The organism is Janthinobacterium sp. BHSEK (assembly GCF_056174685.1).
The window spans coordinates 25821-49463 of the sequence record NZ_JBWBYV010000028.1; the positions used below are offsets into that span (position 1 = coordinate 25821).

The 23643-nt window shown below is 68.6% G+C and carries 20 protein-coding genes; 12 read left to right on the forward strand and 8 right to left on the reverse strand.

Annotated features, from left to right (window positions below):
* Nucleotides 1-58: 58 nt before the first annotated feature.
* The 7 genes from AC0V2Y_RS10740 (at nt 59) to AC0V2Y_RS10770 (ending at nt 8065) form a co-directional block, all read left to right on the forward strand.
* Nucleotides 59-2257 (forward strand): type I secretion system permease/ATPase, encoded by a 2199-nt coding sequence (locus tag AC0V2Y_RS10740; RefSeq protein WP_475416364.1) that lies wholly within the window; start codon nt 59-61, stop codon nt 2255-2257.
* Nucleotides 2254-3597 (forward strand): HlyD family type I secretion periplasmic adaptor subunit, encoded by a 1344-nt coding sequence (locus AC0V2Y_RS10745; RefSeq protein ID WP_475416363.1) that lies wholly within the window; start codon nt 2254-2256, stop codon nt 3595-3597. The genes AC0V2Y_RS10740 and AC0V2Y_RS10745 overlap by 4 nt, the downstream gene beginning before the upstream one ends.
* Nucleotides 3587-4987: a TolC family protein gene (locus AC0V2Y_RS10750; RefSeq protein WP_475416362.1), complete on the forward strand. Its 1401-nt coding sequence runs from the start codon at nt 3587-3589 to the stop codon at nt 4985-4987. The genes AC0V2Y_RS10745 and AC0V2Y_RS10750 overlap by 11 nt, the downstream gene beginning before the upstream one ends.
* Before the next feature lie 44 nt (nt 4988-5031).
* Entirely contained in the window at nt 5032-5529 is a 498-nt protein-coding gene (locus tag AC0V2Y_RS10755) for a VOC family protein (RefSeq protein ID WP_475416361.1), read from the forward strand.
* A 106-nt stretch (nt 5530-5635) separates the two neighbouring features.
* A complete protein-coding gene (purT, locus tag AC0V2Y_RS10760; protein ID WP_475416360.1) occupies nt 5636-6865 on the forward strand; it encodes a formate-dependent phosphoribosylglycinamide formyltransferase in 1230 nt (409 codons plus the stop codon).
* Entirely contained in the window at nt 6865-7311 is a 447-nt protein-coding gene (locus AC0V2Y_RS10765; protein WP_475416359.1) for a DUF6678 family protein, read from the forward strand. Before purT ends, AC0V2Y_RS10765 begins: the two co-directional genes overlap by 1 nt.
* 16 nt (nt 7312-7327) lie before the next feature.
* Nucleotides 7328-8065 carry a hypothetical protein gene (locus AC0V2Y_RS10770; protein ID WP_475416358.1) on the forward strand — a complete coding sequence of 246 codons (738 nt, stop codon included), beginning with the start codon at nt 7328-7330 and terminating at the stop codon, nt 8063-8065.
* On the opposite strand, the gene AC0V2Y_RS10775 is transcribed toward AC0V2Y_RS10770, so the two are convergent.
* Genes AC0V2Y_RS10775 through AC0V2Y_RS10800 form a run of 6 tightly spaced genes read right to left on the reverse strand, consistent with a single transcriptional unit; the run spans nt 8052 to nt 12771 of the window.
* Complete coding sequence (locus AC0V2Y_RS10775) at nt 8052-8750, reverse strand: ABC transporter permease (RefSeq protein ID WP_475416357.1); 699 nt, start codon at nt 8748-8750, stop codon at nt 8052-8054. The two genes, AC0V2Y_RS10770 and AC0V2Y_RS10775, sit on opposite strands and share 14 nt — an antisense overlap.
* Complete coding sequence (locus AC0V2Y_RS10780) at nt 8747-10048, reverse strand: glycosyltransferase (protein WP_475416356.1); 1302 nt, start codon at nt 10046-10048, stop codon at nt 8747-8749. The genes AC0V2Y_RS10775 and AC0V2Y_RS10780 overlap by 4 nt, the downstream gene beginning before the upstream one ends.
* On the reverse strand, nt 10042-10929 hold the full coding sequence (locus AC0V2Y_RS10785; RefSeq protein ID WP_475416355.1) for a hydrolase 1, exosortase A system-associated: 888 nt from the start codon (nt 10927-10929) through the stop codon (nt 10042-10044). The genes AC0V2Y_RS10780 and AC0V2Y_RS10785 overlap by 7 nt, the downstream gene beginning before the upstream one ends.
* Nucleotides 10926-11783: a hydrolase 2, exosortase A system-associated gene (locus AC0V2Y_RS10790; RefSeq protein ID WP_475416354.1), complete on the reverse strand. Its 858-nt coding sequence runs from the start codon at nt 11781-11783 to the stop codon at nt 10926-10928. Before AC0V2Y_RS10790 ends, AC0V2Y_RS10785 begins: the two co-directional genes overlap by 4 nt.
* Complete coding sequence (locus AC0V2Y_RS10795) at nt 11780-12025, reverse strand: acyl carrier protein (protein ID WP_475416353.1); 246 nt, start codon at nt 12023-12025, stop codon at nt 11780-11782. Before AC0V2Y_RS10795 ends, AC0V2Y_RS10790 begins: the two co-directional genes overlap by 4 nt.
* Nucleotides 12004-12771 carry a GNAT family N-acetyltransferase gene (locus AC0V2Y_RS10800; protein WP_475416352.1) on the reverse strand — a complete coding sequence of 256 codons (768 nt, stop codon included), beginning with the start codon at nt 12769-12771 and terminating at the stop codon, nt 12004-12006. The genes AC0V2Y_RS10795 and AC0V2Y_RS10800 overlap by 22 nt, the downstream gene beginning before the upstream one ends.
* Nucleotides 12772-12979: 208 nt before the next feature.
* On the opposite strand from AC0V2Y_RS10800, the gene AC0V2Y_RS10805 reads away from it, so the two are divergent.
* The 3 genes from AC0V2Y_RS10805 to AC0V2Y_RS10815 are packed head-to-tail and all read left to right on the forward strand — an operon-like array spanning nt 12980 to nt 17783.
* A complete protein-coding gene (locus tag AC0V2Y_RS10805; RefSeq protein WP_475416351.1) occupies nt 12980-14590 on the forward strand; it encodes an acyl-CoA ligase (AMP-forming), exosortase A system-associated in 1611 nt (536 codons plus the stop codon).
* A complete protein-coding gene (locus AC0V2Y_RS10810) occupies nt 14587-15846 on the forward strand; it encodes a pyridoxal-dependent decarboxylase, exosortase A system-associated (protein ID WP_475416350.1) in 1260 nt (419 codons plus the stop codon). Before AC0V2Y_RS10805 ends, AC0V2Y_RS10810 begins: the two co-directional genes overlap by 4 nt.
* Nucleotides 15843-17783: an asparagine synthetase B family protein gene (locus AC0V2Y_RS10815; protein WP_475416349.1), complete on the forward strand. Its 1941-nt coding sequence runs from the start codon at nt 15843-15845 to the stop codon at nt 17781-17783. Before AC0V2Y_RS10810 ends, AC0V2Y_RS10815 begins: the two co-directional genes overlap by 4 nt.
* Here AC0V2Y_RS10815 and AC0V2Y_RS10820 read toward each other — a convergent pair.
* Both AC0V2Y_RS10820 and AC0V2Y_RS10825 read right to left on the reverse strand, forming a co-directional pair.
* Nucleotides 17692-18627, reverse strand: coding sequence for a polysaccharide deacetylase family protein (locus AC0V2Y_RS10820; RefSeq protein WP_475416348.1), 936 nt, complete (start codon nt 18625-18627; stop codon nt 17692-17694). The genes AC0V2Y_RS10815 and AC0V2Y_RS10820 overlap by 92 nt on opposite strands.
* Nucleotides 18624-19922 carry a putative O-glycosylation ligase, exosortase A system-associated gene (locus AC0V2Y_RS10825; RefSeq protein WP_475416347.1) on the reverse strand — a complete coding sequence of 433 codons (1299 nt, stop codon included), beginning with the start codon at nt 19920-19922 and terminating at the stop codon, nt 18624-18626. Before AC0V2Y_RS10825 ends, AC0V2Y_RS10820 begins: the two co-directional genes overlap by 4 nt.
* A gap of 138 nt (nt 19923-20060) precedes the next feature.
* Between AC0V2Y_RS10825 and AC0V2Y_RS10830 the strand changes: the two genes are divergently transcribed.
* Both AC0V2Y_RS10830 and AC0V2Y_RS10835 read left to right on the forward strand, forming a co-directional pair.
* The gene (locus AC0V2Y_RS10830) at nt 20061-22145 is read left to right on the forward strand and encodes a glycosyltransferase (RefSeq protein ID WP_475416346.1); all 2085 of its coding nucleotides are present in this window, start codon (nt 20061-20063) and stop codon (nt 22143-22145) included.
* 15 nt (nt 22146-22160) lie between these two features.
* The gene (locus AC0V2Y_RS10835; RefSeq protein ID WP_475416345.1) at nt 22161-23630 is read left to right on the forward strand and encodes a lipopolysaccharide biosynthesis protein; all 1470 of its coding nucleotides are present in this window, start codon (nt 22161-22163) and stop codon (nt 23628-23630) included.
* Nucleotides 23631-23643 lie beyond the last annotated feature (13 nt).

Below are 23643 nucleotides of genomic sequence, written 5' to 3' on the forward strand. Positions count from 1 at the left end.
GCCGGGCCGGCCTTGCACGTCCCGGCCCGGCTGCGCCATTGATTTCCGACATGATCCGATGACCGCACTTCCATATCGCCACGCTACTTCGCCCACTGAACCCGCGCCCGACACGGGCTTGCTGTCGCTGCTGCTGATGGCCAGCCTGCACGGCATCGCCGCCGACGGCGCCCAGCTCAAGCACGCTTTCGGCCAGGCCGTGTTTACGCGCCAAACCGTCCTGCTGGCCGCGAAAGAGCTGGGCCTGACGGCCAAGCTGCTGCGCCAGCCGCCCGAACGGCTGGCGCAATCGCCGCTGCCCGCCATCGCCATCGGTCACGACGGGCGTTTCTTTATCCTCGGCAAGGTCGACAGCAGCGACGGCGCCGTGAGCAAGGTGCTGATCCAGCATCCGGGCCAGCCGCCGCAGATCCTCGGCCGCGAAGCTTTCCTCGCCGCCTGGTCGGGCGAACTGATCTTTTTTACCAGCAAGGCCAGCTATGCGGGCGAGACGGCCCGCTTCGACTTCAGCTGGTTCATCCCCGCCATCGTCAAATACCGCAGGCTTCTGGGCGAAGTGCTGCTCATTTCCTTCGTGCTGCAATTGATCGGCCTGGCCACGCCCCTGTTTTTCCAGGTGGTGATGGACAAGGTGCTGGTCAACCACGCCATGCAGACCTTGAACGTGGTGGCCATCGGCCTGGTCTGCGCCATCGTCTTCGAGGCGGCGCTGGGCCTCATCCGCACCTATGTTTTCGCGCGCACCAGCAGCAAGATCGACGTGGAACTGGGCGCGCGCCTGTTCCGCCACTTGCTGGCCTTGCCGATCGCGTATTTCCAGGCGCGCCGCGTGGGCGATTCCGTGGCGCGCATCCATGAACTGGAAAACATCCGCTCTTTTCTTACCGGCAACGCCATGACCCTGGTGCTCGACCTGCTGTTTTCCTTCATCTTCATCGCCGCGATGCTGTGGTACAGCGCCGCGCTCAGCGTCGTCGTGCTCGCGTCGATCCCCGTCTACGCGGCCCTGTCGATGCTGCTCACGCCCGTGCTGCGGGGGCGCTTGAACGAGAAATTCAACCGCAGCGCGGAAAACCAGTCTTTTCTGGTTGAAACCATCAGCGGCGTCGATACCGTCAAGGCCATGGCCGTCGAACCGCGCTGGCAGCAGCAGTGGGAAAGGCAGCTGGCCGGCTATGTGTCGGCCGGCCTGTCCGCGAACAACATCGGCATGCTGGCCAGCGGCGGCGTCACCCTGGTGAGCAAGCTGGTGACGGCGGCCATCATGTGGTGGGGCGCCACCCTCGTCATCGACGGCAGGATGACGGTGGGTGAGCTGGTGGCCTTCAACATGCTGGCGGGGCAGGTGGCCTCGCCCATCCTGCGCCTGGCGCAGCTGTGGAACGATTTCCAGCAAGTGGGCATTTCCATGAGCCGGCTGGGCGATATCCTCAACGCCCGCACGGAAGCGGGCAGCCAAAACGCGGGCAGCCAGAAGGCGCGCCTGCCGCGCATCGCCGGCGCCATCGACTTCCAGCAGGTGGGTTTCCGCTACCGGCCGGACGCGGCCGAGGTGCTGCGCGAGGTGTCGATCGCCATCGCGCCCGGCGAGGTGATCGGCATCGTCGGGCGTTCCGGCTCCGGCAAGAGCACCCTGACGCGGCTGGCGCAGCGCCTGTACATCCCCGAGCGGGGCAAGGTGCTGATCGACGGGCAGGACATCGCCGTCATCGACACGGCGTCGCTGCGGCGCCAGATCGGCGTGGTGCTGCAGGAAAACATCCTGTTCAACCGCTCCGTGCGCGACAACATCGCCCTGAGCGACCCGGCGCTGCCCATCGAGGCGGTCATTGCCGTGGCGAAACTGGCAGGCGCCCACGATTTTATCTGCGAACTGCCGGAAGGCTACGACACCATGGTGGGCGAGCACGGCACGGGCCTCTCGGGCGGCCAGCGCCAGCGCATCGCCATCGCCCGCGCCCTGATCGGCGACCCGCGCATCCTGATTTTTGACGAGGCGACGAGCGCGCTCGACTACGAGTCGGAAAAGATTATCCAGGATAATATGCGCGGCATTTGCGCGGGGCGCACGGTGCTGATCATCGCTCACCGCCTGTCGGCCGTGCGCGAAGCGCACCGCATCGTCGTCATGGAGCGGGGGCAAGTGGCGGAACTGGGCAGCCACGCCGCTCTGCTGAAGCGGCCGGGCGGCATCTATGCCCATTTGTACAGCCTGCAGCAGGGCGGCGCCGGGAGCGCAACAGGGGACGCAACATGAGCGCCGGCCACCGTCTCGCCGCGTATGGCGAGTTGTTGAAACGTTATGCCCAGGTGTTGCGGCATAGCTGGCAAAGCCGCGCCACCCTGGGCGGCCCCGTGCTCAGCGAAGACGAGGCGGGCTTCCTGCCGGCCGCGCTGGCGCTGCAGGAGCGGCCCGTGTCGCCGTCGCTGCGCCTCACGGCCAGGGTGCTGATGCTGCTGGTCGGCTGCGTGGTGCTGTGGGCCGTCTTCGGCAAGGTCGACATCATCGTGCATGCGGCGGGCAAGATCATTCCATCCGGCAACACCAAGACCATCGCTTCCGTCGACGTGGCCGCCGTGCGCGCCCTGCACGTGCGGGAAGGGCAAGCCGTCAAAGCGGGCGAGCTGCTGGTGGAGCTCGACAGCCGCGGCCCCGACGCCGAGCGCGACAAGGCTGCCGGCGACGCCGTGGCGGCCGCGCTGCAGATGGCCCGCGCGCGCGCGCTGATCGCCGCCGTCGATACGCACGCGCCGCCGAAGCTGGCGGCGCCGGAGCAGGCATCCGCGCTGGAGCGCGCCGCCGCGCAGGCGCACGTGGATGGCCAGTACGCGAGTTTTCGCGCCCGGCTGGCGCATCTCGACGGCGAAATCGCCCGCTACGCGCAGGCGCTGCCGCTGGCGGCGCAGCGGGCCGGCGATTACCGGGCGCTGCTGGCCACGCGCGACGTGGCCGAACACGCGTGGCTGGACAAGGAGCAGGCGCGCATCGACCTGGCCGGCCAGCTGGCGTCGGCCCGCAGCGAGCGGGCGGCCCTGGTGGCGCAGACGCGGAAAGACGCCTACGACGCGCTGGCGGAAGGCGCGAGAGTGGCGGCGGCCAGCGGCCAGGATGCGCGCCGCGCGGGCGCCCGCGGCAGCCTGCTGCGCCTGACGGCGCCCGTCGACGGCACGGTGCAGCAGCTCAAGCTGCATACGGTGGGCGGCGTGGTGCCGGCCGCGCAGGCGCTGATGCAGATCGTGCCGCGCCAGGGCAGGCTGGAAATCGACGCCATGCTGGAAAACCGCGACGTGGGCTTTGTGCAGGCAGGGCAGGCGGTCGCCGTCAAGGTCGACGCCTTCGACTACACCAAGTATGGCACCGTGCCCGCCGTCGTCAGCAGCGTCTCGCGCGACGCCATCGAGGATGAAAAAAAGGGGCCTGTCTACGCGGTCAGGATCACCTTGCGCCAGCCGGCCATCGTCATCGACGGCAGATTGGTGCCGCTGTCGGCCGGCATGGCCGTGCGCGCGGAAATCCGCACGGGCACGCGCAGGGTGGTCGAATATGTGCTCTCGCCGCTGGTGCGGCACCAGAAGGAGGCGCTGCATGAACGCTAGGCACGCCGCCATTTTCTTCGCCGCCGGTTTGTTCCTGGCCGCCGCGCCAGTCCGGGCGCAGATGCTGGACGCCGCGCCATGTCCATCTACCTACGAAGCCGCAGTCCCATTGACCCTGCCGGCGGCCGTCGACCTGGCCCTGTGCCGCAACGCGCAGGTGCACGGCGCCTGGGCCGGCATCCGGCTGCAGGCGGCCGGCGTGGGCGAGGCCAGGGCCGCCTATCTGCCCACCCTGAATGGGGGCTTGAGCCGGGTGCATGACCGCACCGCCTATCCGGGCGCGGACACGCCGTCCGGCAGCCTGAACAGCAATACGGGTTCGCTGAGCCTGTCCTGGCGCCTGTTCGACTTCGGCGGACGCGCGGCGGGCCAGCGTTCCGCGCAAGCCATGCTGGACGCGGCCCTGGCCAACCGCGACGCCGTGCTGCAAAAGACCCTGGCGGCGACGGTCAGCGCGTATTTCGAGGCGCAGACGGCGCGCGCCAGCGTGCGCATGCGGCAGGAATACCAGGCGCTGGCCAATGAAACGGTGCTGGCCACGCAGCGCCGCGCCCAGCGGGGTCTCGGCTCGCACAGCGACACCCTGCAGGCGGCCAGCGCCCTGGCCAAGGCGGCCCTGGGCGCCAGCCGCGCCGACGGCGAGTTCCACAAGGCGCGCGCGGTGCTCATTTACACCCTGGGCTTGCCGGCCGATGCGGGCGTGACCCTGGACGACGACGCGGACGGCGCGGCGGCGGGCCTGCACGGGGGCTTGCAGGATGAGCTGCACGCCTGGCTGGCAAGGGCCAGGGAGCGCCACCCGGCCATCCTGGCGGCGCAGGCGCAGCTGGCGGCGGCGCGCGATCGGGTGGACATTGCCCGCTCGGAGGGCCGCCCCAGCATCGACCTGACGGCCAATCTCTACCAGAACGGCCGTCCGAACCAGGGCTTGTCGCCGGCCTCCACGCGCGAAACCCTGGTAGGCATCTCGCTCAACATCCCCCTGTTCGACGGTTTTGCGCGCCACTACAAGGTGCGCGGCGCGCAGGCGCAGGCCGGGCAAAGGGAAGCCGAGGCTGAGGAAGTGCGGCAGCAGACCCTGATGGAACTGGTGAAAGCGCATGCGGATGCCAGCACGGCGCTGGCCAACCTGGCCGCCTCGCAAGCGTGGCTGGATGCGGCGCAGGACGCGCTGGCCAGCGTGCGGCGCAAGTTCGGCCTGGGCGCGGCCGATATCCTGGAAATGCTGAACACGCAGTCGGCGCTGCTCGAGGCGCGGCAGGAGCGCATCCGTTGCCAGGCGGAATGGCGCTCGGCCCGCCTGCGGCTGCTGGCCAGCGCCGGCATCCTGGGACGCGACGACGTCGCGCAAGGCGGCGGCAAATTGCGCGCCCCGGCGGCGCAATTGTGACTATATTAAAGGGGCTAATCCATACACCGGCCAAGGGAGACATCATGCACAGCGTACAAAAGATTACCCCATGTTTATGGTTCAACGGCAACGCCGAGGCGGCGGCCCGGTTTTATACGGAAATATTTCCCAATTCCAAGATCGGCCAGATCCTGCGCTACGGCGAGGAGGGCAAGGAAATCCACGGCCAGGAGCCGGGCAGCGTGCTGACGGTGGCCTTCGAGCTCGATGGCCAGACGTTTACGGGCTTGAACGGCGGCCCTCTGTTCCAGTTTTCCGAAGCGATCTCGTTCCAGGTCAATTGCGAAACCCAGGACGAGGTTGACCACTACTGGAATCTGCTGTCCCGGGGCGGGCCGCCGGAAGCGCAGCAATGCAGCTGGCTCAAGGACCAGTTCGGGGTATCGTGGCAAATCGTGCCCACCATCATGGTCAAGCTGCTGGGCGATCCCGACCCCGTCAAGGCCCAGCGCGTGATGAAGGCCATGATGGGCATGAAGAAGATCGACATCGACGAGATCAAGCGCGCGTACGCGGGCTAGCCTGCCACGCGGGGCAGGGGGCGCACGCCAGCGGCGCGCCCTGTCCAAGATGGCCGGCATTTGCTATAGTTCCGGCCATCTTTCCATTGCCAGATTGACCCTGCCCATGACTATCAGCACCAGCAACACCATCGCGCCCCGCACTTTCGGCACGCCATTGTCTTCCACCGCCATCAAGGTCATGCTGCTGGGTTCCGGCGAACTGGGCAAGGAAGTGATCATCGCGCTGCAGCGCCTGGGCGTGGAAGTGATCGCCGTCGACCGCTATCCGAACGCGCCGGGCCACCCCGTGGCGCACCGTTCGCACGTGATCGACATGAGCGACGGCGTGGCGCTGGCCGCCCTGATCGCCCTGGAAAAGCCGGACCTGATCGTGCCGGAAATCGAAGCCATCGCCACCGAGACCCTGGCGGCGCTGGAAGCGGCGGGGCAGATCACGTGCATCCCGAACGCGCGCGCGGCCGTGCTGACGATGAACCGCGAAGGCATCCGCACCCTGGCCGCCGAAACCCTGGGCGTGGCGACTTCTCCCTACCGCTTCGCCAGCAGCCTGCAGGAGTTGCAGGCCGCTTGCCAGGAGATCGGCTTCCCATGCGTGGTGAAACCCGTGATGTCCTCGTCGGGCAAGGGTCAGTCCAAACTGGATGGCGCCGCTGACGTGGAGGCGGCGTGGGCGTATGCGGCCAGCGGCAGCCGCGTCGATACGGGCCGCGTCATCGTCGAGGGTTTCATCGACTTCGACTACGAAATCACCCTGCTGACGGTGCGCGCCGTGGGCGCCTCGGGACAGATCGAGACGCAGTTCTGCGAACCGATCGGCCATTTGCAGGTACACGGCGACTACGTGGAATCGTGGCAGCCGGCGCGCATGGCGCCGCTGGCTCTCGAGCGTTCGCGCGACATCGCCCGCAAGGTGACGGACAACCTGGGCGGCCTGGGCCTGTTCGGCGTGGAGCTGTTCGTCAAGGACGACATGGTGTGGTTCTCGGAAGTGAGCCCCCGTCCGCACGACACGGGCATGGTCACCATGGCCAGCCAGGTGCAGAGCGAATTCGAGCTGCACGCGAAAGCCATCCTGGGTCTACCCGTCAACGTGGCGCTGCGCTCGCCCGGCGCCTCGGCCGTCATCTACGGCCAGCTGGAAGCGAAAGGTATCGCCTTCGAAGGCGTGGCCGATGCCTTGAGCGTGCCGGGCGCCGACCTGCGCCTGTTCGGCAAGCCGGAATCGTTCGCCCGCCGCCGCATGGGCGTGGCGCTGGCCACGGCCGGCGATATCGACACGGCGCGCGAACGGGCCGTGCTGGCCGCGTCGAAAGTCAAGCCGGTGGCGCGCTGATGGCCCTGGCGGCGCACGCCAGCCTGCCGCTGGCCGACGCCGGCGGCGACGACATCAAGCGCAAGCTGCGCGGCCACATCGCGCGGCGCAACCTGGCCGGCGCCGCCAACGACTGCAAGTGGAACGAGCTGCTGGCCTTCATGCGCGGGCGCACCGACTGGGCGCCGTCGTACCGCTACGGTTCCGTCAGCGGCTACGTGTCGCGCTGGGACACGGAATGGGATTACCATCCGCCGTTTCCGTTCATGGGCGTGGAATGGTTCGACATCAGCCTGTACTCGGAAGAACACGTGGCCATGCTGCTGCCGAAGAAAATCATCGACCATGGCGTGTGGATCGTGCCGGAGCTCCAACGCATCGGTTTCGATTTCGAGGTGCGCGACCGGGTGGCGCGCCTGTGGGGCTATCTGCCCCGTTCCTATCACGATTTTCCTCCCGCCGACTAATTCAAGGAGTATTCTCATGCCTGAAAACGCTATCCCGCAAGTACCGCAACCGGACGACGCCGTCGTCGGCAAGGAGGCGGGCGTGCAGATGCTGGCAACGGCCTGCGCCGCGCGCGACGCCTTTTATGCCACCCTGGGCAGCGTAGATGCCGACGTGCTGGCGCCGCTGGTCAACCCCGCCTTCATGGGCGGTCCGCGCTGGCCATCGCTGCGCCAGGCCTGGAGGGTGATCCGCCGTGCCGATTCCATCCTCATCGCCAGCGACGGCTTGAGCGATCCGTTCGAGGATGACGACGACGTGTTCGTGCCGCGCGGCCACCTGCTGGAAGTGTGTATCGAGGCGCCGCTGTCCGCCTTCGACGGCGATCCCGTGCAGGCATCGTGGCTGTTCGACGTGATCTACCAGGTCAGCCAGAACGTGGCCGACCACGGTTCCATCGATTTGCTGGTGCAGCGCCACGGCAGCGTGTCGATGGTGCTGGACGTGCGGGATGCGCCGGCAGGCCTCGAAGACGAGGACGAACAGGTGGGCGTGCTGCTGGCCCAGGGAGCGGCCACGCTTCCTCCCGCGTTCGCCACGCCGTATGGCGAAGTGCTGCTGCTCACCGTCACCGTGCTGCAGCCGGCCGAACTGGCGCACATCGGCGGTGCCGAAGACAAGGCGCAAGCGCGGCGCGACCTGGCCGCCGCGCTGGCCGCCTCGCCGACGGGTCACCTGAGCGTGGCCAGCCGGCCAGCCCTCATTCCCCGCTAGGATCTTCGGCCGGCGGCACGGCCGGTTCTTCTGCTTTCGGTGCTTCCTTCGCCTCAACGGCGGCCGGCGCCGGCGGCGGTTCCTTCCACTTGCCTGCCGCCTTCAGCTTGTTCTTCAGGCCCGGCAGGGGAAAGCCCAGCGCATAGGCTTTTTGCGCGTGCGCGCTGGCCTTCTCGTATTCCTTCTTTTTCACGTACATCAGGCCCAGGTTGTACTGGATCGTGGCCTGCTCGGGCGCCAGGCGGCTGGCCGCGTCCAGCTGTTCCAGCGCCGCCCCATCCTGGCCCGTGGCCAGCAGGTAGCTGCCATACACCATGCGCGCCGTCACGTCGTGGGGCGCGAAGGCGATGGCGCGCTCGAAAAAGCAGCTGATCGTGTAGCGGGCGCCGGGGGGCTGCGCGCTTTTCAGGCGCAAACCCAGTTTCGCCATCGAGGCCAGCGCCCGGTGGTGGTTCGGGAAGTGCTCCAGGGTGTAGCTGATGTCGCCGCCCACGCTGGTCGTCATGCCTTGCGTGAGCGTTTCCACTGCGCGCGAAAAATGGAATTGCTCGACGACGGACAGGCCCTCGCGGTCTTCCGCGCTCGTATAGTCGCCGCCCGTGGTGCCCTTGACGTAGGGCGGGCATGCGGCCGCCGTCATGCCGCAGCAGGCGGCCAGGGTGCAGGCGAGTATCGGATGCTTCATGCTGTTCTCCTGTGGCTGACCTGGTCCAGCACCTCGGCCAGGGCGTTGCTGCGGGCTTGCCGCGATTCCAGGGCGATGGCCGTGGGGCTGGCCAGCGGCGCGCGGCCCTGGTGCGCCAGTTCCAGGAAGCGCAGCAGCGCGCGCGCGCAATCGCCGCTCGAGGCCAGCTGGCCGATGGTGTCGATGCCGCAGTGGCGCAGCTTGGCCGCGCTGTCGCCCGCCACGTCCGTCAGCGCGAGGATGGGCCGGCGGCAGCGCAGGTATTCATACAGCTTGGCGGGAATCTGCCCGTTGCAGTTGGCCGCCTGCAGCAGCAGCAGGCCGTCGGCGGCCAGCATTTCCCGCAGCGCCGCGCCGTGCGGCTGCAACGGTTCCAGGCTGACCAGGTCCCCGATGCCGTACTTCGCCAGCAGGCCCGCCAGCCACGCATCGTGGCCCGTGGCGCGCAGCACCAGCTGGAAATTGCGCGCATGCAGCACGCCGTCGCGGCGCAGCCGGGCCAGGGCCTCGAACAGCGCTTGCGGGTCGCGCTCGGACGGGTAGATCACGCCGCTGTGCAGCAGCAAAAAGCGGCCGCCGTGTCCCGCGCGCGCAGGGCTGTCCGGGTAGCCGTCTTCATCGTAGCCATTTTCGATCAGGTGGAAACGCTCGCGTCCCACCTGCGCCAGGCGCCGCCGGTGCGCGTCGATGGCGCCCGGCGTGGTGCAGACGATGGCCGCACCGCGCGCCGCGATGCGCTGTTCGATCCACGCATGCATGCGGTGCAGGCGCGGCTCGGACGGATACGGCGCCAGCGGGTCGCTGTCGTCCAGCATGGGGTCGCGCTGGTCGGCGATCCACGGCAGGCCGCTGAGTTTTTGCAGGGTCAGCGCGATCAGGTGCGCCGTGGCGATCGGATACGTGGACCAGATGGCGTCCGGGCGGTACTCGCGGATCATGCGCAGGCCGGCCGGCACGGCGCTCAGCCACCAGGAACTCCAGCGGTCGGGCAAGGCCAGGCAGCGCGGATAGCGTCCGGCGATGGACAAATGGCGCGCCGCGTCCAGCGCCAGGGTGCGCCGCACGGTGGCGCGCTCCCCGATCTGCGCCAGCTGCGACGTTCCTTTTTGCGCATACGCGACAGGGCTGGGACTGAGCACCAGCGGCTGCCAGCCGCAGGCGGGCAAATGACGGGCGAAGCCCAGGGTGCGCAAAATGCCGCTGCCGCCGGCCAGCGGCGGAAAATGGTAGGCGACCATCAGCACCCGTTTTGGTCGGGCTGCGTTCAGTCGGGCCGCGTTCGGACTGGCGTCTAGCATGACTGCAGCCAGCGTGCGCACAGCTCTTCCACTGCGCCGCGCCAGGCGGCGCTGGCGAACGTATGGTTGGCGCCCTCGACCCGCGCCTGCGTCCATTGCGCGCGGGCGGCCACGCCGCGCCAGGCCGGGTCGCCAGCGAGCAGCGCTTGCCACTCGCGCGCGCCGAGGTCGTCGCCGCTGAGAATCAAGAGCACCTTGCCCTGGAATTGCGTCAGCGACCGCAGCATGGCCGGCGCGGGCGCATCGTCGTCTGGCGTTGCCTGCTCCTGCGTGGCGGCCGCCACCTGCCGCAGCGACGCCAGGCTGGCGCCCAGCTGCAGTCCGCCGCCAGCCAGCTTGCGCCAGAACGCGCCTTGCAGCAGGCGCGGCAAATAATAATGGCGCAAGGTGGCGCGCGCCAGGCCGGCGCTGCTGCGCACCCAGGGGTTGAGCAGCACCAGGGCGTGGACGCGCGCATCGCGCGGCGCATGGCAGGCGGCCGCCGTGGCGCCGTCGCACAAGCCCCACAGCGCCACTTCGCGCAAGGATGGCACGGCGTCGAAGAATTGCGCCAGCGCGCCGGCGATGTCGGGACCGGCGGCGCGGTAGTCGCGCGGGCGACCTTCGCTGTCGCCCATGCCGCGCAGGTCGAAACGCAGCACGGGCCAGCCTTGCGCGGCCAGGGCGCGGGCCAGCAGGACGAACTGGCGGTGGCTGCCGACCCGGTACTGCGGCCCGCCCGTGACGATCAACACGCCGCGCGGGCCGGGCGCGGCGGGCAGGCTGAGGATGCCGACCATGCGCGCCTGCGCCTCGCCGTCTTCCGCCGCGCTGCGAAAGCGCAGGGCCAGCTCGCGCACGGCGTGCGCCGCGAGGTGCTGCTGACTGCTGTCGCGTTTCATGGCGGCGTCCTTTCCTCGTCGAGCCAGTCGCGGCACAGCGCCCGCGTGGCGTGCAGCAGTTGCGGACACGCCAGCAGCTCGCCGCTGTGCCAGAACGGGCCGTCGCCGAAGCTGGCCACGTGCACGGCGGCGCCGTGTTCGCGCCATTCGCGCACCAGCGGCGGCAAGGGTGCGGCTGCCTGTTCCGCTCCCCGGTAATCGAGCCAGTAGACGGGAACGGACGGCAGCAGGGCGGCAGCGCTGATGCCATCGATGGCGTGCGCCAGTTCCGGCGCCAGCAGGTAGCCGGCCACTTCCACGGACTCGCCTTGCGCCAGTGCGGCGCGGGCATCGCCCGGCGCCTCCCGCGTGCCGCCGGCCAGCATGCCCGCCGCCAGGCGCAGGCGCAGGAAGCGGTCGATGACGCGCCGTCCATCGGGTTCCGGTTGCCACAGCAGCAGACGCGCCAGCGGCAGCGGCGCGCGGCTGGCGAAATCGAGGGCCAGCAGGGCGCCCAGGCGCAAGCCCCAGACGGTCAACGGGCCGTCGACGCGCTGCGCCAGCCACGCGCAGGCCAGGTGCAGGTCGTTGTGCCAGATGTCCCAGCGCGCGTCGCCGAAGTCGCCGCTGCTGTCGCCGCAGCCGTACAGGTCGATCTGCAGCACGCTGTAGCCGGCGGCGGCAAAGGCGCGCGCCTGCGCCGCGGCCACGTGGCGGCTTTTATTGAGTTCCTCGGCAAATGGATGCACGTAGACGATGCCGCCGCGCGCGGGCCGGCCCGGCGGCGGCAGGTGCAGCAGGCAGTAGCGCTGGCCGCCGCTGGCCGGCAGGAAGAAGGGCAGCAGCGGCAGGGCGTCGATGGCGGCGCTGTTCATGGCCGCAGCTTTGTAGACACGAAGTCGTGCAGGGTGCCGACGGTGGCGAAGTGGCGCGCGTGGATGTCGTCGTCGGCGACGATGATGCCGAAATGCTCTTCCAGCGCGGCGATCACGCCGATCACGGCCATCGAATCGAGTTCCGGCACGCTGCCCAGCAGCGGCGTGCGGGCTTCCAGCGCGCGCCCGTTCAAGCCAAGCGTGGTGTCGAGGATGCGTTTTACTGCTTCAAGATGCGGCATGTCAGCTCCAGGGAAGGGTAGTGCGGCAGGGACGACGTATCGAAGGCCAGGCAGGGGATGTCGTCCGGGCGGCGCGACAGGTGCAGATACGGCGGCAGGCTGGCGGCCATCCATTGCCAGCGTCCGCAGCGGATAAAGGTGGCCGTGCCCAGCGCGTGCGTGCCCAGGCGCGCGTGGGCGCCCAGCGAGGCGCGGTTGAAGCGCGAGATGCGGCTGCATGACCAGCGCACGCCCTGCGCGTGCAGCACGGCGTTGGCTTCTTCCCACAGGCGGGCGAAGACCAGTCCGCCGCGCTGGCCGGGATGCACCCACACGTCCAGGTCCCACGACGACTGGTTTGAGGCCAGCGCATAGCGGGCGCGCACCTCGTCTTCCTGGCAGCCGTGGCGCAGCAGCCAGATCCAGCCGGCCATGCCGTCATTGCCCGCGCGGGCCACCAGGCATTGCGCGCCTTGCCGGTAGCGTTCGGCCAGCACGCCCGGGCGGCGTTCGGGGCCGGGCGGCAAGTCCGCCTCCGCCAGACAGGGCATCACCGTGATCGACCGGCCGCGCCCCCTGCACAGCGAGCCGGGCGCCACGGCCTGCGCGACGAACTGGTAACGGTGCAGCGCGCAGCGCCCGCCCGGCACGCGTTCCAGCAGCCGCGCCACGGCCAGCCAGGCGCTGTCGCGCCAGCCCAGCTGGCGCAGGCTGTCGGCAAGCCCTTGCAAGCGGGAAAAATGGAGGAAATGGGCGAGGCTGGCCATGGCGGTCAAGGAGGGGGCGGCTATGCAGCCAACGCTGTCCATTAGAACGCAGCGGCCAGTGGCCGATGTTGTGCGGCCTCAAGCATTACGCCTGATGGGCCGCCGTCCGGCGGGAGAGGTGCTTACTTGATAAAAATCAACACTGCCGCGCCCGTTTGTCTGAATCATAGGGGAAGGCATGGCAATCATGACAACCCGGGATGAAACGATGGCGACACTGATACACGATCTGATCTTCGACACGGCGCAGCGGGCGCCCCACGCGCCGGCCCTGTCGTGGCAGGGCGAGGAAACAAGCTATGCCGCGCTGGCGCAATCCGTGCGCGAGACGGCCTGCGCCTTGCTGACCCTGGGCTTGCGGCGCGGCGCGCGCGTGGCCGTGTACCTGGAAAAACGCCCGGAAAACGTCAGTGCCATGTTTGGCGCGGCGGCGGCCGGCGGCGTGTTCGTGCCCGTCAATCCCTTGCTCAAGCCGGACCAGGTGGCGTACATCCTGGCCGACTGCAACGTGACCATCCTCGTCACGTCGCGCGAACGCCTGGCGCAGCTGGCACCCGCGCTGGCCGCCTGCCCGGACTTGCAAACGGTGCTGCTGACGGGCGAAGAGGAGACGGAAACGCGCCTGGGCAAGGTCCGCCTGCTGCCGTGGACCGCAGTGCCCGCCAATGTGCCCGTTGCCGGTGCGCCCGCGCCCAGGCCGCATGCGGCGATCGACATGGACATGGCCGCCATTTTATATACCTCGGGCAGCACGGGGCGCCCGAAAGGCGTGGTGCTGTCGCACCGCAACATGCTGGCCGGCGCGCTCAGCGTCTCGGGCTACCTGCGCAACACGCCGCAGGACCGGATTCTGTGCGTCCTGCCGCTCAGCTTTGACTACGGCCTGAGCCAGCTGACGACGGCGTTTGCCAGCGGCGCCTGCGCCGTGCTGATGAATTATCTGCTGCTGCGCGATATCGTCGAAGCCGTCGAGCAGGAAGCCATCACGGGCCTGGCCGGCGTGCCGCCCCTGTGGGTGCAGCTGTCGCAGCTGAGCTGGCCCCTGTCCACGCCCTTGCGCTACATCACCAATTCTGGCGGCGTGATGCAGCGCTCCACGCTCGACCGGTTGCGCCAGGCGCTGCCGCGCACGCAGGTCTACCTGATGTATGGCTTGACGGAAGCGTTCCGCTCGACCTATCTGGCGCCGGAACAGCTGGAGTTGCGCCCCGGTTCCATCGGACAGGCGATCCCGAACGCGGAAGTGCTGGTGCTGCGTCCCGACGGCAGCGTCTGCGACGCCGACGAGCCGGGCGAACTCGTGCACCGCGGCGCGCTGGTGGCGCTCGGCTACTGGAACGATGCGGCGCGCACGGCCGAGCGCTTCAAGCCGCTGCCGCCGCAGGCGAGCGGCCTGGTGCTGCCGGAACTGGCCGTCTGGTCGGGCGACACCGTGCGCCGCGATGCGGACGGCTATCTGTATTTCGTGGGCCGCAGCGACGACATGATCAAGACCTCGGGCTACCGGGTCAGTCCGGCCGAGATCGAGGAAGTCGCGTATGCGAGCGGGCTGGTGGGCGAGGCCGCCGCGCTGGGCTTGCCCCATGCCGTGCTGGGCCAGGCCATCGCCTTGCTCGTCACGCCCGCGCCCGGTGTCGAATTGCTGCGCGACAGCGTGCTGGCCGCCTGCCGCGCGCGCCTGCCCAGCTATATGGTGCCGCTGTGGGTGGAAATCCGCGACGGCGTGTTGCCGCGCAATCCGAACGGCAAGATCGACCGGCCCTTGCTGGCCAGGGAACTGGCGCAGGCGTATGCGGTCCAAACAGGAGATGCGGCATGAAGGACTTGATCCGATCGAACAGTACGGAATTACCGTTGCACGCGGCCCTGGGCCAGCAGTTCGCGGTGGAAAACGACATGCTGCAGGTCGGCGGCATGTCCTTGCGCCGGCTGGCCCAGCGGGTGGGCAGCACGCCGTTCTATGCCTATGAACGGGCGCACATCACGCGCCGCGTGGCGGAGTTGCGCGCCGCCTTGCCCGCCGGCGTGCATGTGCATTACGCGATGAAGGCCAACCCCATGCCGGCCGTGGTGCAGTGGCTGGCGGGCCTGGTCGACGGCATCGACGTGGCCTCGGGCGGCGAACTGGCCACGGCGCTCGATACGCCCATGCCGGCCGAACGCATCAGTTTTGCGGGGCCGGGCAAGAGCGAGGGAGAACTGGCGCGGGCCGTGGCAGCGGGCGTGCTGATCAACGTGGAATCGGGCGCCCAGCTGGAAAGGACGGCGCTGGCCAGCGAACGGCTGGGCATGACGGCCCGCGTGGCCGTGCGGGTGAATCCCGACTTCGCCTTGCGCCGCACGGGCATGCGCATGGGCGGCGGCGCGCAGCCGTTTGGCGTCGACGCGGCCCTGGTGCCCGCGTTGCTGGGCCGCATCGGCCAGCTGGGCCTGGATTTCCACGGCTTTCACCTGTATGCGGGTTCGCAAAGCCTGTCGGCGCCAGCCCTGGCCGAAGCACAGGCCCTCAGCGTGCAGCTGGCGCTGCAACTGGCCGACAGCGCGCCGTCGCCCTTGCGCACCCTGAATATCGGCGGCGGCTTCGGCGTGCCGTATTTTCCCGGCGACCAGACCCTGGATCTGGCCCCCGTGGCTGCGGGCTTGCAGCGGCAGCTCGATCTGCTGGCCCAGGCGGCGCCGGGCGTGCGCCTGAACCTGGAGCTGGGCCGCTATCTGGTGGCGGAGGCGGGCGTGTACGTGTGCAAGGTGCTCGAACGCAAGGTGTCGCATGGACAGGTATTTTTAGTGACGGACGGCGGCTTGCACCATCACCTGGCGGCCTCCGGTAATTTTGGCCAGCTGATCCGCAAGAATTACCCGGTCGCCATCGGCAACCGGCTGCATGGCGGGCCGCGCGAAGTGGCGTCCGTCGTGGGACCGCTGTGCACGCCGCTGGACTTGCTGGCCGACCAGATGGAGATGGCGCGCGCCGAGGAAGGCGACCTGGTGGTGGTGTTCCAGTCGGGCGCGTATGGCTTGACGGCCAGCCCGACGGCGTTTCTCGGCCATCCGCTGCCGGCCGAGGTGCTCGTATGAGCGGCCTGTGTGGCTGGCTGGGGGCGGGCGGCGCTGCTCGCCTGGCCGCCGCCGATGCCGATGGCGCCGGGTCCACCGCGCTGGCCAACATGGCCGCGCCCCTGTCGCGCTTCGACGACGCGCCCCTGGCCGCCAGCGTGAGCGAAGTGGGCGGCGTGGCCGTGGCCGCCATCGACGGCAGCCGCCACGTGTACCAGCAGGATGGCTTGCAGGTGGCCATCTGGGGCCGGCCCATGCTCGACGGTTCGGCCGACGACGTGGCGTGCCGCCTCGCGTCCCTGTGGCTGAGCCGGGGCGTGGCCGCCTGCGCCAGCCTGTCCGGGCCGTTCAGTTTGGCCATCCTCGACTCTTTTTCCGGCTCGGCCCTGCTGGCCGTGGACCGCGCCGGCATGCATCCGCTCAGCTATGCGAGCAATGCGCAAGGCCTGTTCTTTGCCTCCTCGCATGACGCCTTGCTGGCCCATCCGTCCGTGCGGGGCCCGCTCGATCCGCAGGCGCTGTATCACTACCTGTACTTTCACATGGTGCCCGGCCCGGCCACGGCCTATCTTGGCCAGCAGCGCCTGCTGCCCGGCGAATACCTGCATGTACGGGGCGGCAAGCAATGCAAGGGCAGCTATTGGCAGCTGGCCTTCCACGAGCCGGCAGCGCGCACGCGGGCCACCTTCGCCGGCAACAAGCAGGAATTCCTGCGCCTGCTGCGCCAGGCCGTGGAAAGCAGCCTGGGCACGGATGGGGCGGACACGGGCGCGTTTCTCAGCGGCGGCACGGACAGCTCCACCCTGGCCGCCATCATGGGGCAGGTGACGGGCCGGCCCGCGCGCACGTATTCCATCGGTTTCGACGCGCCCGGCTACGATGAAATGGCGTATGCGCGCCTGGCCGCCAGCCACGCGGGCAGCATCCACCACGAGCGCTACGTGACGCCTGGCGACGTGCTGGCCGCGATTCCCGCCATGGCGGCCATCTTCGACCAGCCCTTCGGCAATGCCTCGGCCATTCCCGCATACTATTGCGCGCAGATGGCGCGCGAGGATGGCATCACGCGCCTGCTGGGCGGCGACGGCGGCGACGAATTATTTGGCGGCAACGAGCGCTATGCGCACCAGGCCTTGCTGTCGCAGTACGAGCGCTTGCCCGTCATGCTGCGCCAGGCCATCATCGAGCCGCTGCTGTTCCGCGAACGCACGGGCAAGCCGTGGCGGCTGGGCGACAAGGCGCGCCGCTACATCGAACAGGCCAGCCTGCCGCTGCCGGCCAGGCTCGACGGCTACAACCTGCTGCTGCGCCATGGCCACCGCACGGTGCTGGAAGCGGGCTTCATCGACACCATCGACCCGGGCATGGCGCCCGGCTGCGTGAACGGCGCGTACTGGGAGCGGCAAGGCCAGGGCTTGAGCCAGATCAATGAGCTGCTGGCGCTGGACATGCGCTTCACCCTGGCCGACAACGACCTGTTCAAGGTACGCAAGGCGTGCGAGCTGGCCGGCGTGGAAGCGGCGTTTCCCTTCCTGCACGACGCGATGGTGGCGTTCGCGTCGCGCCTGGCGCCGCGCGACAAGCTCGACGGCAGGCAGCTGCGGCCCTTCTTTAAGCGGGCGCTGGCGGAAATCCTGCCGCCGGCCATCGTGCGCAAGAAAAAGCACGGTTTCGGCCTGCCTTTCGGCCAGTGGCTGCACAGCCATGCGCCGCTGCGCGAGTTTGCGTTCGACAACCTGACGCAGCTGCGCGGGCGCGGCATCGTGCGGCCCGCCTTCATCGACGATTTACAGGGGCGCCTGCTGGCGGAACACCCGGCCTATCACGGCACCATGGTGTGGCTGCTGCTGATGCTGGAACAGTGGCTCAGCCAGCACCCGGCGGCGCTGGGCGCGCTTGCCGGCGGTTTTGCCGCAAACGCCACAGAAACGCCAGCCGTCCTCTATCCCACGGCGTAAAGCGTGGCAGCTGCAGCAGGTCGAGATCCGCGCCGGGGCGCGCCACGCCCCAGTCCGTGGCCACGGCCGCCTGGAAACCCAGGCTGCGCACCATCGCCACGTGCGGCGTGCCATAGTCGCGCCCGGCCTTGCCGTTCGGATACGCAAACAGGGTGACGGGCGCCTGGATCATACTTTCCAGCTGGCGCTTGCCGTCGGCGATGTCGCGCCGCGCGGCATGGTCCGGCAGGGTGGACAGGATCGGATGGCTGGCCGTGTGCGCGCCCAGGCACATGCCGGCCCCATGCAGCTGGCGCAGCTGCGCCGTGCTCAGCATGGCTGGCGGCCCGGCTGTGGCGCCCGCCTGGCGGCGGATATGCAGGGCCAGCTGCTGGCGTTGGGCAAATGGCAGGTATTTGAGCTGGCCCAGCAAGATGGCGATGGCGGCCTGCCGCTGCGCCAGGCTGGCGACGGGCAGGCAGTCCAGGCCGAGTTCCCGCAAGTCCAGCTGGGGAGCGGTCGCCTGACGCACGGCCTCGATCACCGTGTCGTTCCACATCTGCCCGCCATCGAGATAGTCCGTGGCGATAAAAAACGTGGCGTGCAAGCCGTGGCGCTGCAGCAGGGGCAGGGCCACCTGCGCATTGTCCGCATAGCCGTCGTCGAAGGTAATGCAGGCGGCGCGCGGCGCCAAGTTGCCATCTTGCAGCCGCTGCACGGCCTCGTCCAGGGGCAGCAACGCATAAAAACGTTTCAGCAGGCGCAGCTGGCGCTCGAACAAGCGCGCGTCCACCTCGCCGGGAAACAGCGGGTCGGGCCGCGCCAGCACGCGGTGGTAGATCAGGATGGACAGGCTGGCCGTCATGGCTGCTCCGCGATGGCGGCCCGGGCCTTGGCCCTGGCCTGGCGCGATGTCGGCGCCGGCGCCTGCCGCTCGACGATGATGCGCGTGGCGATCAGGGCGGCCATCAGGTAGTACGGCATGTCGAAGTACAGCAGGCTGAGGAAGGCGCCGCCCACGGCAAAGCCGATCAGGCTGGCCTGGCTCATGGTGGCCAGGCCATGCGCCCAGCGCAGTTCCGGCTGGCCCCGCGTGCGGCGGATGATGGCGGCCGCCGTGCGCCAGGTGGCGATGCCCAGCGCCAGGTAGATGAACAGGCCGACAAAGCCGTGTTCGCCCAGCACCTGGAAATAGATGCTGTGCGCCGCATGCACGTCCGAGGGAGTGGGCGCATAGCGGGCAAAGATGGCGGCATCGGACACGTCGAAGCCGCCGCCCAGGAAACGGTCACGCGCCAGGTTCCAGGCCATGCGCCAGGCATTCAGGCGGCCCATGGCGGACACATCGTCCTGGTAGGTATTGATGGTGTCCATGCGGTCGGCCCAGCGCTCGGGCATGAAGGCCAGCAGCAGTGGCGCGACCGCGCCGAGCAGCGCGCCCAGCACCAGCTTGCGGTCGCTTTTCAGCCACATGAACAAGCCCATGGCGGCAATGGCCAGCAAGCCGCCGCGCGAATACGAGCCCAGCGCGGCCAGGGCCGACAGCAGCATGGCCCCGGACAAGCCATGGCGCACCCAGCGTCGATGTTTCTCCGTGTTTTGCTGCAGGTAGTACATGAGGGGGATGGTGATGATCAGGGCCAGGGCCAGGGCATTGTTATCCCCAATAAATGTTTCTTCCGGCCCCCAGACCCGCTCCGTGCCGCCGCTGCGGATGGTGAAGATGCCGCCTTTCACGCCGTAATAGCCGATCGAGCCCACCAGCACCCAGATCAGGCGCACGATGTCGCGCCGCGTGCGTATCACCATCATGATGACAAAGCTCATCAGCATGATCTTCATGACCTTGTTCCACTGCACCCACGACGAGGCCGGCAGCAGGGCGAACGGCGCCGTGACGTTCATCCATGCGACGAACAGCAGCAGCAGCACGCTGACGGGCGTGAGCGGCAGGCTTTTCGGCTCGCGCGTCATCGCAAGGCTGACCAGGGTGGCGATGGCGATGATGAAGGCGAACGGCATGTGGGTGGCAAAGCCCCAGCCCTGCGTGTGCGGGTTCATCACGCTGACCCAGACCCACATCAGGCCGCCGATGGCCGGCGACTTCAGGATGAAGGGCAGCGAACCCAGGATGATGATGGTGATCAAGATGTCGCGCATGAAGGGGGACGCTCCTGGTTTGCTCCGGCTTTGCCTGCCCTTGACACCGGTCAACGGGCTGGCGGGCAGGCTCAGTACACTGGATCAACACTGCTTGAGTACATAGTTTTGTCATGGTAAGACCAAGGAGGCATGTCCTTGTTGACCGTTCTCATGGCGACCTACAATGGCGCCGGCACCTTGCCCCAGGTATTGCGCGCCTACATGGGCTTGCGACCGCCCGCAGGCGGCTGGCGTCTCGTCATCGCCGACAATGGCAGCACGGACGCCACTGCCCGGGTGATCGCCGCCTTTCGCGGACGATTGCCCTTGAGCTATATCTACGTGGCGCGGCGCGGCCGCAGTCCCGCCCTGAACGACGCCGTCGAGCACGCCTTGCGCCAGGGCGGCGATGGCAGCGAGCTGTTCGTCTTTGGCGACGACGACGCCATGCCCGCGCCCGACTGGTTGTGCCGCTTGCAGGACTGCGCGCGCGCCCACCCCGGCTATGCCCTGTTCGGCGGCGCCATCGTGCCCGCCTGGCGGGAACGGCCGGCGGACTGGCTGCTGCGTCTGACCCCCGTGGGTTTAACTTGGGGCATCACCAGCCCCGACCTGCGCGACGCCCCCATCTATCCGGGCCTGGTGTGGGGCGCCAACATGGCGATCCGCCGCCGCATCTTCGAGGCGGGCGCCCGCTATGACGAAAGCATCGGCCCGCAGGGAGCCAACTACGCCATGGGCAGCGAAACCCGGCTCAACCTGGAGATGCATGCGGCCGGCAACCCTTCCTGGTTCTGTCCGCAGGCGAGGGTGGCGCACATCATCCGCATCCCGCAAGTGCGGCGCGCCTGGATATTGCGCCGCGCCATGCTGTTCGGCCGGGGCCAGTGCCGGCTGGCGACCCTGGCGCCCAGCGTGGAATTGCTGGGCGTGCCACGCTGGATGCTGGGCAGATACGTGCGCGACACCCTCGGCGCCGTGCGGGCCTGGCTGCGGCGCGACCACGCCGACCTGTTCCTGCGCCAGTGGGAACGGGCCTGGCTGCGCGGTTTCTTTCATGAAGCGTGGCGCGGACGTCGTAAACGCCTGCCGCGCGTCGTCATCAGCAGTTACTCGGGCGAGCTGGGCGGCATGGAGCTGCGCATGGCGCAAGAGGCGAGCATGCTGGCCGCGAGCGGCTATGACAGCGTGCTGGCCCTGCGGCGCTTTCCCGGTTTTACTGCCTGGGTGCAAGGCTTGCGCGCGCAGCATCTGCAGGTGCGCGTGTATGAACCGCCCTTGTTCCTCGAACACTGGGCCTGGCGCCGCTGGAACTGGCTGCGCGCCAGGGTCACGGGCGCCTGGCGGCTGCGGCGGCTGCGGCCCGACCTGGTCCACGTGGCATTTTGCTGGACGGCATATGGCGCATCCATCCTGTGGCTGGCCCGGCAATGCCGGCTGCCGGCCGTGATCAGCGTGCACAACGCGTTTCCTTTGGAAACCTTCAGCGCCTGGCAGCGGCCCCGGCTGCAGGAAGCGTTCCGCAGCGTCAAGGGCGTGTATGCCGTGTCGCCGTCGGCCCTGCGGCATTTCCTCGACCTGTACCGCGACATGCTGGCGCCCGAAACGCGGCTGGCCGTCATTCCCAACGGCGTCGATACGGACACGTTTATCGTCTCGCCCGAACGCCGGGTGCTGGCGCGCAAACAGCTGGGGCTGCCGCAGGAAGCGCTCGTGCTCGGCTCGGTGGCGCGGCTGTCCGCGCAAAAGCGCCCGCAAGCGCTGCTGGCCCTGTTCGCCAGGCTGGCGCCGCAGTTTCCCCACTTATATTTAGTGCTGGTCGGGACGGGACCGCTGGAAGCCATGCTGCGGCTGCAGGCGCAGCAGACGGGCTTGCAGCACAGAGTCGTGTTTGCCGGCTTCCAGCAGCGCGTCGAGCTGCTGATGCCGGCCTTCGACCTGCATGTGCTGCTGAGTAAGAATGAAGGCTTCGGCATCGCCACCATCGAGGCGATGGCCTGCGGCGTGCCGGCCGTGGGCACGGACGTGCCGGGCACGCACGATATCCTGCACGATAGCGCAGGCGGGCTGCTGCTGCCGCTCGACGACGAGCGCGCGGCCTGCGCTGCCGTGGCGCAGCTGCTGCTGGATGCGCCACGGCGCGCCCGCATGGGACGGCTGGCGCGCGAGGAAACCGTGCAACGCTATTCGATGCCGCGCCTGGAACGCCAGCTGCGCGCATTTTACGCCGGCCTGGTGTAGGCGCGGGCGGCCCGCATGAGCGCCACCCGCCATTCGTTCTTCTTTTCGTTCGCCGAAAAATACACGGTGCTGCTGCTGGGCATCGTCGCCACCATGGTGCTGTCGCGCCTGCTGACGCCGGCCGAGGTGGGCGTGTATTCGCTGGGCGCCGTGCTGGTGGCGCTGGCGCAAGTGGTGCGCGACTTTGGCGTCGGGCAATACCTGATCCAGGAAAAGCAACTCGATGCCGTGAAACTGCGGGCCGCGCTGGCCACCAGCCTGCTCGTCGCCTGGCTGCTGGCGGGCCTGGTGCTGCTGGCCAGCGCGCCGCTCGCGCATTTCTATGGCGAACCGCGGCTGACGCTCGTGCTGCGGCTGCTGGCCATCAATTTCCTGTTGATCCCGTTCAGCGCCTTGACCTTGCCCATGCTGCGCCGGCAGCTGCGCTTTCGCGCCATCTACGCCATCAATGCGGCCAATAGCGTGGTCAACCTGCTGGTGGCCGTGCTGCTGGCGCTGCAGGGCTACAGTTACATGAGCATGGTGTGGGCGGCGCTGGCCGGTTCCTGTGCCTCGCTGCTGGTGAGCCTGCTGGTGCGGCCGCGCGAATTGCCGTGGCTGCCGGGACGGCGGGGCATGGGGGCCATCGCCAGCTTTGGCGCGTATGCGACGGGTGGCGGCCTCGTCGACGAGGCGGGCGTGGCGGCGCCGGACCTCATCATCGGCAAGCTGATCGGCATTGAAAGCCTGGCCCTGTTCGGCAAGGCGCAAAGCGTGCTCAATATCTTCAACCAGGCCATCACCAGCGCCATTTCGCCCGTCGTGTTTCCCCTGTTCGCGGCGCGCGCGCGCGAAGGTGAGGGGCAGGGCGGGGCGGAACCCGTGTATCTGCGCACGATCAGCTACATGACGGCGCTGGCCTGGCCGTTCTTTCTCTTCCTCGCCTGCATGGCTTTGCCCCTGGTCAAGGTGTTGTATGGCACGCAATGGCTAGCCTGTGTGCCCTTGATCCGCATCATGTGCCTGTCCTCGGCCGTGTATAGCATGTTCAGCATGGCCCGCTACCTGTTCGTGGCGACGGGCCAGCTGCATGCGCAGGTGCGGCTCGATGCCTGGGCCGGCGCAAGCAAAGTGGCGCTGCTGCTGGCCGCGGCGCCGTTCGGCCTGGTGGCGGTGGCCTGGGCCGTGGTGCTCAGCAACGTGCTGCGCAGCTGGATGAGCTACGGCTGCCTGCGGCGCTTGAGCGCACTCGACTGGCGCATCCTGGCGCGCGCTTTGCGCAAGAGTTTGCTGTTGTGCGGCGTCAGCGCCGCCGCGCCCATCGCTTCGCTGCTGTGGTTGCCTGCCGACACGCCGGCGCTGCTGGCGTTGACGGGCACGGCGCTGGCCACCTTGCTGTGCTGGCTGATCGGTCTGTTCCTAGTGAAGCATGAACTGGCCGGCGAATTTTTGTTGTTGCAACGCAAGCTGGCCGGCCGCTGGCTGGCCGTCAAATCACCGCACTGAGCCGTTGTCAGCG

Coding starts and splice junctions, on each gene's coding strand:
- AC0V2Y_RS10740 (WP_475416364.1), top strand. CDS start 59: ATGACCGCACTTCCATATCGCCACGCTACTTCGCCCACTGAACCCGCG.
- AC0V2Y_RS10745 (WP_475416363.1), top strand. CDS start 2,254: ATGAGCGCCGGCCACCGTCTCGCCGCGTATGGCGAGTTGTTGAAACGT.
- AC0V2Y_RS10750 (WP_475416362.1), top strand. CDS start 3,587: ATGAACGCTAGGCACGCCGCCATTTTCTTCGCCGCCGGTTTGTTCCTG.
- AC0V2Y_RS10755 (WP_475416361.1), top strand. CDS start 5,032: ATGCACAGCGTACAAAAGATTACCCCATGTTTATGGTTCAACGGCAAC.
- purT (WP_475416360.1), top strand. CDS start 5,636: ATGACTATCAGCACCAGCAACACCATCGCGCCCCGCACTTTCGGCACG.
- AC0V2Y_RS10765 (WP_475416359.1), top strand. CDS start 6,865: ATGGCCCTGGCGGCGCACGCCAGCCTGCCGCTGGCCGACGCCGGCGGC.
- AC0V2Y_RS10770 (WP_475416358.1), top strand. CDS start 7,328: ATGCCTGAAAACGCTATCCCGCAAGTACCGCAACCGGACGACGCCGTC.
- AC0V2Y_RS10775 (WP_475416357.1), bottom strand. CDS start 8,750: ATGAAGCATCCGATACTCGCCTGCACCCTGGCCGCCTGCTGCGGCATG.
- AC0V2Y_RS10780 (WP_475416356.1), bottom strand. CDS start 10,048: ATGCTAGACGCCAGTCCGAACGCGGCCCGACTGAACGCAGCCCGACCA.
- AC0V2Y_RS10785 (WP_475416355.1), bottom strand. CDS start 10,929: ATGAAACGCGACAGCAGTCAGCAGCACCTCGCGGCGCACGCCGTGCGC.
- AC0V2Y_RS10790 (WP_475416354.1), bottom strand. CDS start 11,783: ATGAACAGCGCCGCCATCGACGCCCTGCCGCTGCTGCCCTTCTTCCTG.
- AC0V2Y_RS10795 (WP_475416353.1), bottom strand. CDS start 12,025: ATGCCGCATCTTGAAGCAGTAAAACGCATCCTCGACACCACGCTTGGC.
- AC0V2Y_RS10800 (WP_475416352.1), bottom strand. CDS start 12,771: ATGGCCAGCCTCGCCCATTTCCTCCATTTTTCCCGCTTGCAAGGGCTT.
- AC0V2Y_RS10805 (WP_475416351.1), top strand. CDS start 12,980: ATGGCGACACTGATACACGATCTGATCTTCGACACGGCGCAGCGGGCG.
- AC0V2Y_RS10810 (WP_475416350.1), top strand. CDS start 14,587: ATGAAGGACTTGATCCGATCGAACAGTACGGAATTACCGTTGCACGCG.
- AC0V2Y_RS10815 (WP_475416349.1), top strand. CDS start 15,843: ATGAGCGGCCTGTGTGGCTGGCTGGGGGCGGGCGGCGCTGCTCGCCTG.
- AC0V2Y_RS10820 (WP_475416348.1), bottom strand. CDS start 18,627: ATGACGGCCAGCCTGTCCATCCTGATCTACCACCGCGTGCTGGCGCGG.
- AC0V2Y_RS10825 (WP_475416347.1), bottom strand. CDS start 19,922: ATGCGCGACATCTTGATCACCATCATCATCCTGGGTTCGCTGCCCTTC.
- AC0V2Y_RS10835 (WP_475416345.1), top strand. CDS start 22,161: ATGAGCGCCACCCGCCATTCGTTCTTCTTTTCGTTCGCCGAAAAATAC.